The organism is Pectobacterium versatile, assembly GCF_020166435.1.
Lineage (GTDB): Bacteria > Pseudomonadota > Gammaproteobacteria > Enterobacterales > Enterobacteriaceae > Pectobacterium > Pectobacterium versatile.
This window is the reverse complement of record NZ_JAINZP010000040.1, coordinates 1-9,739: the sequence shown is the minus strand read 5'-3', so window position 1 is coordinate 9,739 and position 9,739 is coordinate 1. Positions and strand designations below refer to the sequence as shown.

Below are 9,739 nucleotides of genomic sequence, written 5' to 3'. Positions count from 1 at the left end.
GGAATGGGAAAAACAGGCAGCCTAAATAAACCGGGGGTGAACTACCTTGACACTTACCGGATGGCGCTGGACAAGTTCTCCGGCGTCTGGGATGAAAAATATCTGCAAATCAGCAAAAACTGACGCACTCACTGTGAAAATTTCAACACATTCTTCGGTTACCCTCCCGACACCCGTGAGGCCATCTACGCGACGAATGCCATCGAATCGCTGAACAGCCTGATCCGACAGGCGATAAAGAAACACAAAGTGTTCCCAACAGACGACTCGGTGCGTAAGGTGATTTATTTAGCGATACAATCCGCGTCGAAAAAGTGGAGTATGCCAGATCCAAAACTGGCGGTTGGCGATGAGCCGTTTTATTATCGAGTTCGGTGACCGCCTGAACGATCACCTTTAATACGTTGGCAGTTACACAGAATTATTTACAGGGTCGAAGCTGCCGGACTTACCAGCCCTACAGCCAGTTCAATATCACCTTTAAATGAATTCACAACTTTTCGTTCATCACCTTCATCACTCAACGTCATATCAGGAAAAATATTATCATTGATAGCAACAGTATTATTCAACCCACTGTAATTTGGGGCGGAGGAATAAAGTGCTTTAACCCCAGCTTGAATTGCTGCTATATGTTTACTCTCCATTTCTACCCTCTTCGAAGTCTGAATCTTAGGGTAAATAATAAACATACTGACAACCAATCCAGCAATAATACCTAAAACCAACAGCAGTTCGAGCAGAGAGAACCTTTTTTGCTTTTTCTTTCACTAGACCATTTTTATCTGTTTTTCATCCAAATGATGAAAAACAGATAAAAAATCACACTGAATCAAACAATAAGTAGCAACACGTAATTAACGGGTTAACTGACGAACGGCTGATGTGAGAGAAAGGAGTTTCATATCCAGCTCTTTGACACACTCTTTTCTTCCATCAGGATACTCTTTTACCCGTTTCCCATCAAAAATATAGTGGGTGGCGATGCCTGTCTGAAAAGTTTCAGCTATCTCTTTTTTGATGCTCTGAGAGCCAACGGGCTTAAAATAATGATGTCTTCAAGTGGATGGCATTTTGTTTTTTCTTCTTCATGGTTTCCTCCTCATTTTTATTGATATATAATTTCTTACTGATAAATGTCAAACGTTGACAAATCACTTAACACTATCGAGAAAAAATCAATGAGTGAAGTTCTTAAAGTATTAAACAATATTCGCACACTGCGTGCTCATATTCGTTGCACCGATCTAGCAACATTGGAAGAAATGCTGGAGAAACTAACGATTGTTGTTGAAGATCGTCGTGAAGAAGAAGCCAGCGCACAACAGCAAAATTCTGAACGTCAGGCCAAAATCGAAGCCTTACGTGCCAGACTGTTAGAAGATGGTATTGACCCATCAGAGTTGCTTGGCGGTGTATCATCCAAGTCTGTAAAATCTAAACGTGAACCTCGTCCTGCCAAATACAAATACATCGATGAAAACGGCAACGAGCAAAAATGGACAGGTCAAGGTCGGACGCCGAAAGCCATTAAAGCAGAGCTTGATAATGGCAAGAGCTTGGAAGATTTTGCTATCTGACGTAACAATAATACATATCATCCCAAAAGCCGTTAGCAAAATTCATTGCTGACGGTTGTCTAATAAAATTCCTTCCGACAGTCGAACTTACGCTTGCGTGTGAACCAACAGGGTGAGCAATTGGTTTCATGTATTTATATAACGGACATATGGAAGCACTTTTTATAGATCCTGATTATCATGAACAAGGTATAGGTGTCGTAGTCAACAAAAATTGGCCACGGCTGTAGAGTTTTTCCAGAAAAATCGTTCTGATTCATTCGGCGTCAAACCATCATTATATTGATGAGGTCTGAGCTGGCTGTAAGATCCCGTTATATTATTCGTTATCACTGTGCTGGCCTCGCTAAAATTAGCGTATCCATTATCCGGCACCCATACCGTTTTGATACTTCTAAAAAACGTTCCATCGTGCTGTTATCTCAGCAATTCCCCGATGACTCAGGCTTTGCTTTATCTGATATATCCACAGTAACTGTCTGAAATTCCTGCTGGTATAGTGGCCGCCTTGATCCGAGTGATACACAAATTAGCGGGCTTTCCTCGCACTTTCCAGACTCTGCACTGACAGCGCTTTCGCTGTCAGTGCAGAGTCTGGAAAAAATGATATCGCCCAGCCAACCGGTTTACGGGAAAATAGATCAAGCACAACGGCTAAATAAGCCCACCGTTTACCCATCCAGATATAAGTCACATCACCGCACCAGACAAGGCTTTGTTACTGCAAACTGGCGTTCCAGATAATTGGGGATCTCTATGTGTTCCTTCTAGGCCATTCTTAAATGGCCAAGCTGTTGACATTAAGTTCTTTCATTAGCTTTGTTGCCCGCCAGCGGCTCAGTTTCATGCCTTTGGTGGTGACCATCGCAGCAATATTATGTACTTCGCGATAGCTTTCACGAACAAGACTGAGTAATGCCACGCATGTGGCATCAGGCTTCTTTAGTTGTCGTCAGTATCGATAACTACTGCTATGGACCCCAAACACGTTGCACATAACCGCAACAGGAAACGACTCCCTGAGTTTCTCAACTAATGAGAACTGTTCAGGGAGTCTGACATCAAGAGCGCGGTTGTAGATTCAACTTGTCAATGCAACACCCTTTCCAATTATCTCTTTCCATTGAACGCGTTGAAGTCTTTTCTTCAGTTCGCGAATTTCAATCTGCTCAGGTGTCATCGGTGAAGCCATAGGGGATTTTCCCGCACGCTCTTCTTTCAACTGGCGAACCCACTTATCCATCGTGGATTTACTGACATTCATTGCCGTGGCAGCAACAATAACAGTGTAATGCTGATCGAGTCCAAGTTGGGCGGCTTTGAGGCGAAACTCTGGGCTAAAAATTGCGTCTGTTACGTCCGGTCATAATGTCACCTGTTTTTGACTATGAGGCGATGATATTACCCTCTGTTCAGATGGCCAAATTCACTATGCCATTACACGTTCATGCGAACTATCATCCGGATGAAGAGCATATACAAGAGCAGAATTACAAGCTTGAATTTGAGCTGAGAAAATTGAAACAATATCTATGAATCACACACATTAGATATGGTTAGATGCACTTCACAGGTTTGGGTAAGCCTGCGATTTTGGTTGCCTGTTTTGCTGGTCCTTTCGGAAACAGTTTATACAGGTAGCGGCTATTCCCTTTTTCTTCACCATACTTTTTCGCCATTGCTTTAACCAACATGCGTATCGCGGGTGAAGTGTTGAACTCCTGATAAAAGTTTCGCACAAACCGGACGACTTCCCAATGCGGTTCTGCCAACGTGATGCCTTCTTGTTCAGCCAACAGGAGAGCCAATGCTTCACTCCACGCCGTGCTGTCCATCAGGTAACCCTGCGCGTCTGTTGCAATTGTTTGCCCTTCAAACTCCAACATCTTTTCTCCGCCTGCGATATCTCAGCCCGTAGTTTAACAAATTTTTCTTTCTGCATCGGAATAAAAAAGGTTCATCGCGCTTTACTGGGGAACGCTGCTTTTATCTTCATAAAAAAGTAGTCGTTATCCCAGTATCCATATGCCATCCGTTTTATCACTTTGATCCTGTTGTGATCTTACCCGCCAATAGTGGACACGCGACTAAGTGAGTAAACTCTCTACCAGAGGTAGCTCACATGACAAAATCCGTATCAACCAGTAAAAAACCACGTAAGCAACATACGCCTGAATTTCGCAACGAAGCCCTCAAGCTTGCAGAACGCATCAGTGTTGCTGCCGCTGCTCGTGAACTCAGTTTGTACGAATCTCAGCTCTACAACTGGCGTAGCAAGCAGCAGAGTCAGACAACTTCCTCTGAGCGAGAGAGTGAACAGGCAGCAGAGATTGCCCGCCTCAAGCGCCAGCTAGCGGAGAGGGATGAGGAGCTGGCCATTCTCCAAAAGGCCGCGACATACTTCGCGAAGCGCCTGAAATGAAGTATGTCTTTATCGAAAAACATCGGGCAGAGTTCAGTATCAAAGCCATGTGCCGGGTACTGCGGGTCGCCCGCAGCGGTTGGTATGCCTGGCGCGGTTGCCGCCACCAGGTCAACTCGCGTCAGCGGTTCCTGCTTGTCTGCGATGATGCTGTCAGCAAGGCATTCAATAACGCCAAACAGCGGTACGGTGCCCCACGACTGGCTGATGAGCTACCGGAATATAACGTGAAAACCATTGCTGCCAGTCTGCGCCGTCAGGGGCTGCGAGCAAAAGCTGCCCGGAAGTTCAGCCCGGTCAGCTACCGGGAGCACGGCCTGCCTGTGTCTGAAAATCTGCTGAAGCAAGATTTTATCGCCAGCGGCCCGAATCAAAAATGGGCGGGAGATATCACTTACTTACGTACAGATGAAGGCTGGCTGTATCTGGCGGTGGTCATTGACCTGTGGTCGCGTGCCGTTATCGGCTGGTCGATGTCATCGAGAATGACGGCGGCGCTGGCATGTAATGCTCTACATATGGCACTGTGGGGACGTAAACGGCCTCAAAACGTCATAGTTCACACTGATCGTGGCGGTCAGTACTGTTCAGCAGACTATCAGGCCATGCTGAAAGGCCATAATCTGCGAGGCAGTATGAGCGCAAAAGGCTGCTGCTACGATAATGCCTGTGCGGAAAGCTTCTTTCACTCACTGAAAGTGGAATGTATCCACGGTGAGTACTTCGCCAACGGGGAAATGATGCGAACAGCGGTGTTTAATTATATCGAGTGCGATTACAATCGGTGGCGTCGTCACAGTGCCTGTGGCGGACTCAGCCCGGAACAATATGAAAACCAGAACCTCGCTTAGGGCTGTGTCCACATTACGTGGGTAGGATCAAAATGCTATATCCACTACTCTCTGTAGGGGATTGAGTAAAATCTTCAATGACTTTTTTAAATTTTTCCTTTTTATCTTCGTTAATATTTTCGTAATCATTAGGTTCTAAGTCTGCACCAAGTATTTTCGTTGTTTTTTCTAATTCTGTAGAAGACGAATTTTTTATTATATCTAAAAAGTCTTTTTTTTATCAGAGAAAAAATATTGAAAAAGTGCTCTATAGATAATCTATGGATAGCAAGAGCTTCATTGTAAAACCCACCTTCAATAAGAAGGAACATCGATTTGTTATTTTGTATAAATAACTCAAAAAACGATATTGCTATTTTTACTCTTTCTTCCAATTCGTTTGCTTTTATGTGATAAATAATTTCATTTGCATCTTTAATAAGTGTGTTTAGCTTAGATATGTTATGCTTCATAAACTCTCTCAATAATTAATGCATCTAATTAAATAGTTAATTTTAAGGCAATGAAATATGAAGCTATACCCGTCATACTTCAAGTTGCATGTGCGTTGGCAGCGTTTAGTCACCCGAATCACTTACCTGAGTAAGCTCATCGGTATTCCTTCTCTTGCCGTCTTCCTAAAACTCGAATTACTTAGGGTATATACGGTTTTATAAATTCCCATAATAATATCTCCGTTTTTTATGCGGTGTTTTTAATGAAATTTATGATGCTAGAATTTACATGATTTATCCTCAGTGAATTTTCGTGTTTTTAGTTGGCTTTATTATTTTTATGAAATAATTAGATTGGTTTTTTACTTACATCAGAATATTTTTCTTGGTAAGCTATTTGTTCTAATCATAATGGAAATTATGCTACTAGGTATTGGCTAGTATACCTAGTGTTTGTAGTGCTTTAAATACATTTCAACAAACACATCACAAGACTCAACTTCACTACCAAGAAGCTGTTTCTTAAACTCGTATATTAGGGTTATTTCGTTCTCAGTCAATGAGAAACGTCCATCATAGTTTACGAATGAGCAAATCGACTCGCTGAGCTCTTTGATATCCATATCATCCTAATTATTCTATTTGCATCAATGGTCTTGAACGTTCATTAACGATAATATGCAAAGCGCAAAACCATTGAAAAGGAAATTTATATGGCTAATTATGCATACATGACTATCGAAGGTAAATCACAGGGATTAATTTCTGAGGGTTGCTCCACATTAGAATCTATCGGTAACCGCTATCAGGCAGGGCATACCGATGAAATCATGATTTTGGCTTTTAACCACATGATGAGCAATGACGGGCATGCTGTCCATAACCCGATCACCCTGGTAAAATCTATCGATAAGTCAACGCCGTTACTGGCAATGGCATTGAACGAGCAGGAGAAGGTCAAAGTGTTGCTCGACTTTTACCGCACGACGCAACATGCCAAACAAGAGAAGTTTTTCTCGATTCAGATCAATGATGGACTCATATCAGATATCAACCTCGTCATGCCTAACATCATTGATGATGGTGCTGGCCTGATATTGGAGCATATCTCTATCAGGTATAAAGATGTGACATGGACGCATCATAAGGCTGGGACGTCTGGTTATGCACTGTGGGAAATGACGAAGTTTATGAACTAAACAAGTGCAGGGATGACCCTGCATTTATTTTTTATCAAACCAGTCAGATAATTTCCCTAACCCAATGAAAACAGACACAGCAATGATTAAATGGACTGTTTTTTCACTCCAAGGGGCATATCCAACAAATAGAATATAACAAATCCCAAAGAAGCATATGCTGAAAAGAAACATGGTTATGTTGTTTAATATGAAAATAAATGCCTTTTTTAGAAAGGTAGTCATATCACTTGAGCCTGTATTCTATTTTATCAATTAATTAATTAAACATTCCATTACCATACGTTCTCCTCATCTTTATCGCTTCGGTTAGGGGTTCAACATTTTCTTCAAACAGGAAGAAAAGAAAATCCAAATCATCTCTTCTCAACTCTGAATATACTTCAGGATTATGGCTCCTCAAATACATTGAACGATATATTGACCGTTTCGCCATCCCACCAAGCAACAAAATGTAATATACCGTGCCAGTAGATACTTTTGGGGAATTGCCGATTCTTTTTGCTATTTGAAAGACCGCTTGTGAAACAAGCATACTACCGACTACGGAGCCTACTGCCTTATGATAAATCGATTCTTTTTTAGACTCCGAGGCATCTCGGTTAAAGACCTTAAATATTCTTTTTATTGCCTCAATGATTTTGTCTCTTGATACAATTCCTCTGTGAATCGCTTTTATCAATCTTTCCATTTCTCGTGATTTGGCATACCGTGTATCCGTATCAATAAAATCATAGGCCAGATAGCCAAAATTCTTACCTATCTCTGATATTCCAGAGCCCATTCCTTCATAAAAATCCGTAGTGGTTAGCATCTTCACTATACGGTCTGCTAATTCATCCAAGTCTGCATCAGTCATTGGTATTCCATCCGTGAATGACAAGATTACTTAGATTGTAGTGTAATAGGCGAGTGAGCGGAATACATTCTTATTACATTAATAGTCTGCTATTTATTTGGTGAGGATAACCGCTATTTGATTCATCATGGTTGAAGATATGCTCATGTCTCAAAAAACAATGTAAAAGGCGGTTATCAGAGGGGAATGTGTTGATTTTCAGATATAGACAACCTTTAGGTCGTGAATAGCTCAATGAATTTTTAACGAAAGACGGTATCATCTATGTCACTGACTCAAAGAATTAAATGGTCAGTAACTGAGCGTAGAAAATGACTGAGTTACAGAAACTATTTTTATGATTGAATTATTATATGAGGGATTATGAGCGGAAATATTTTTCCAGATGATTTCCTGGAACAACTTAGCAAGATAACGATTAAAGAAATCCCTGAGCCTAACTTCTTTGATGTAGGTGGATGTGGTTATTTTGAAAACCCTACATCAGATTTAATGGCATTGTTTATGGGAGGTCATGAAAAAGTAACGCCATGGCTATTGAAGGCATTATTAAAAGTATTAAAAATAGATACTGAGAATATGGATTTTTCGTCACTCACTGCCGAGAGAGAAGTGGGCTGTGAGGATGGAGAAAGAATCGATATCGTAATATGCCATGACGATTTTATAATCGGCATTGAGAATAAAGTTATCTCCGGTATTAACAATCCGTTTGATAAATATGAGGAGCAACTTAAAAAACACATTGATAATAATCAATGTGTATATAAGTGCATACTTAAGCCCTCATGGAATAAAAGCTCAGTAAATAATGACTGGAAAGTTATTACCTATGCTGAGTTGGCTGATATGGCAATTTCCCTTCTGGGTCAGGATATGATTAATGAACCATTAAGTAAATGGACGATTTTCTACAACGAATTTTTATCCCATCTATCTGCATTGAGTGAGGAAGAAATGAGTGATTTATTGAATAATGAACAATCTGATTTTATCACGGAAAATTTCGGAAAACTCATAAAAGCTAAACAATTGTTGGATTCGTTTGAAAATAACATCTATCAGGAAGGCAGGAATGTCGTTTCAAAAATACTTCCTGACAGCAATATCACCAAGAGTATAAATAATAATGAGGGTAATTATAAATTTATGCACTTTTTCCCAAGTGAGTGGGGATACGATAAGACGTATATGAGTTTAGTGTATAGACCAGAGATCAATGGGGATGGAATTGAATTTTATGTCAATGCTGAAATTAATAAAAATCAATATTCCGATATAGCCTATCTCAAGGATGAAGTAGAAAAGAGCATAGCCAAGAATGATTTCATACCGAGTGCAAGTAATGAAGATTACTCTGTCTCTTCCTCAAAAAATGGAGCCAATCTTTCTCTCAGTTTCTGGGGGCTATCGAAAGATAAACAGGGAGCAATGACGCTGCTGCATGATATGACTGTGTGGGTGAATGAAAAAATAAAATCTGTTCTGTAAATGCGGCTTTTTTTGCACGATATGGGCTACTTTCTTACAAAATGTAGCCCATCTACGTTGAACGTTGAACCGCGGCCCCAACGACCATGAAGGGGCTAAAAGGGCAGTGGTTATTGCTTCCTGTTGGCAAACTCAAACGGGCTAACTACTCCATTGCGGTTCGCATCCAGAAAATCAGCCCACCATTGCAGCATCAGTTTACGCTGGTCAAGATGACTGACTTTATGGGTATAAGCAGATCTAACGGTGTTTTTCTCTTTATGGCTCATTTGACGCTCAACCGTGCCTTCCGACCATAATCCCGATTCCGTCAATGCACTACAGGCTAACGTGCGAAAGCCATGCCCACACAGATCCGTTTTGGTGTCATATCCCATACGCTGAAGGGCTTTATTGATAGTGCCTGAACTCATCGCAGAATCACTGTCGTAAAACCCGGTGAAAATAAACCCGTCACCCGCTTTTTCACCATAAGTGATCTGTTTAACTTCTTTCAAGATCTCAACCGCCTGCCTGCACAGTGGGACAAAATGCTTTCTCTTCATTTTGGCACCACGACCAGAGTGTTTTACCCCTTTAACTTCTTTGCGTTGTCCAGGGATAACCCAGAGAGATTTTTTGAAGTCGATTTCACTCCATCGGGCAAAACGTAACTCACTTGACCTGACAAAAACCAATAATGTGAGCCTGATCGCCAATTCTGTTAAAAGCCCCCGACCACGGTAGTTGTCGAGTTTTTGTAAGAGATCGGGAATTTCATAGATTTCGATAGAAGGGCGGTGTGCTGTCTCACCTTTTTCGATAGTGCCTTGCAAATCATAAGCAGGGTTGTAACTGATGATTTTCTGCTGGACGACGTATCGCATGATAGAGGTTGTATACTGCTTTAGGCGCATGGCGATG

The 9,739-nt window shown here is 41.3% G+C and carries 8 protein-coding genes and 2 pseudogenes; 5 read left to right on the top strand and 5 right to left on the bottom strand.

Going from position 1 to position 9,739, the window contains the following annotated elements; genetic code table 11:
- Positions 1-400: pseudogene (locus K7X24_RS21510) on the top strand (transposase); the annotation flags it as partial.
- A gap of 25 nt (positions 401-425) precedes the next feature.
- On the opposite strand, the gene K7X24_RS21505 reads toward K7X24_RS21510, so the two are convergent.
- Positions 426-647 (bottom strand): type 4 pilus major pilin, encoded by a 222-nt coding sequence (locus K7X24_RS21505; protein ID WP_224558241.1) that lies wholly within the window; start codon positions 645-647, stop codon positions 426-428.
- Positions 648-1,181: 534 nt separating this feature from the next.
- On the opposite strand from K7X24_RS21505, the gene K7X24_RS21500 reads away from it, so the two are divergent.
- Positions 1,182-1,580 (top strand): H-NS family nucleoid-associated regulatory protein, encoded by a 399-nt coding sequence (locus K7X24_RS21500; RefSeq protein ID WP_224558240.1) that lies wholly within the window; start codon positions 1,182-1,184, stop codon positions 1,578-1,580.
- Positions 1,581-1,784: 204 nt separating this feature from the next.
- On the opposite strand, the pseudogene K7X24_RS21495 reads toward K7X24_RS21500, so the two are convergent.
- Positions 1,785-2,925, bottom strand: a pseudogene (locus K7X24_RS21495) (IS3 family transposase).
- Between the two features lie 211 nt (positions 2,926-3,136).
- Entirely contained in the window at positions 3,137-3,466 is a 330-nt protein-coding gene (gene tusE / locus K7X24_RS21490) for a sulfurtransferase TusE (protein WP_224558239.1), read from the bottom strand.
- A gap of 236 nt (positions 3,467-3,702) precedes the next feature.
- Between tusE and K7X24_RS21485 the strand changes: the two genes are divergently transcribed.
- Positions 3,703-4,853 (top strand): IS3 family transposase gene (locus K7X24_RS21485; RefSeq protein ID WP_224558238.1). Its coding sequence is split into 2 segments (ribosomal slippage): positions 3,703-3,961 and positions 3,961-4,853, totalling 1,152 coding nucleotides; the frame shifts between segments, so codons are not numbered across the junction.
- 1,147 nt (positions 4,854-6,000) lie between these two features.
- Positions 6,001-6,486 (top strand): Hcp family type VI secretion system effector, encoded by a 486-nt coding sequence (locus K7X24_RS21480; RefSeq protein ID WP_224558237.1) that lies wholly within the window; start codon positions 6,001-6,003, stop codon positions 6,484-6,486.
- Between the two features lie 259 nt (positions 6,487-6,745).
- On the opposite strand, the gene K7X24_RS21475 is transcribed toward K7X24_RS21480, so the two are convergent.
- Entirely contained in the window at positions 6,746-7,345 is a 600-nt protein-coding gene (locus tag K7X24_RS21475) for a hypothetical protein (protein WP_224558236.1), read from the bottom strand.
- Between the two features lie 363 nt (positions 7,346-7,708).
- On the opposite strand from K7X24_RS21475, the gene K7X24_RS21470 reads away from it, so the two are divergent.
- A complete protein-coding gene (locus K7X24_RS21470; RefSeq protein ID WP_224558235.1) occupies positions 7,709-8,836 on the top strand; it encodes a PD-(D/E)XK nuclease family protein in 1,128 nt (375 codons plus the stop codon).
- A 110-nt stretch (positions 8,837-8,946) separates the two neighbouring features.
- Here K7X24_RS21470 and K7X24_RS21465 read toward each other — a convergent pair.
- The coding region (locus K7X24_RS21465; RefSeq protein ID WP_224558234.1) for a tyrosine-type recombinase/integrase at positions 8,947-9,739 on the bottom strand (793 nt) is incomplete at its 5' end.

Excerpts from the sequence above, each read along its gene's own strand:
- K7X24_RS21505 (WP_224558241.1), bottom strand. The coding sequence starts at position 647 with ATGGAGAGTAAACATATAGCAGCAATTCAAGCTGGGGTTAAAGCACTT.
- K7X24_RS21500 (WP_224558240.1), top strand. The coding sequence starts at position 1,182 with ATGAGTGAAGTTCTTAAAGTATTAAACAATATTCGCACACTGCGTGCT.
- tusE (WP_224558239.1), bottom strand. The coding sequence starts at position 3,466 with ATGTTGGAGTTTGAAGGGCAAACAATTGCAACAGACGCGCAGGGTTAC.
- K7X24_RS21480 (WP_224558237.1), top strand. The coding sequence starts at position 6,001 with ATGGCTAATTATGCATACATGACTATCGAAGGTAAATCACAGGGATTA.
- K7X24_RS21475 (WP_224558236.1), bottom strand. The coding sequence starts at position 7,345 with ATGACTGATGCAGACTTGGATGAATTAGCAGACCGTATAGTGAAGATG.
- K7X24_RS21470 (WP_224558235.1), top strand. The coding sequence starts at position 7,709 with ATGAGCGGAAATATTTTTCCAGATGATTTCCTGGAACAACTTAGCAAG.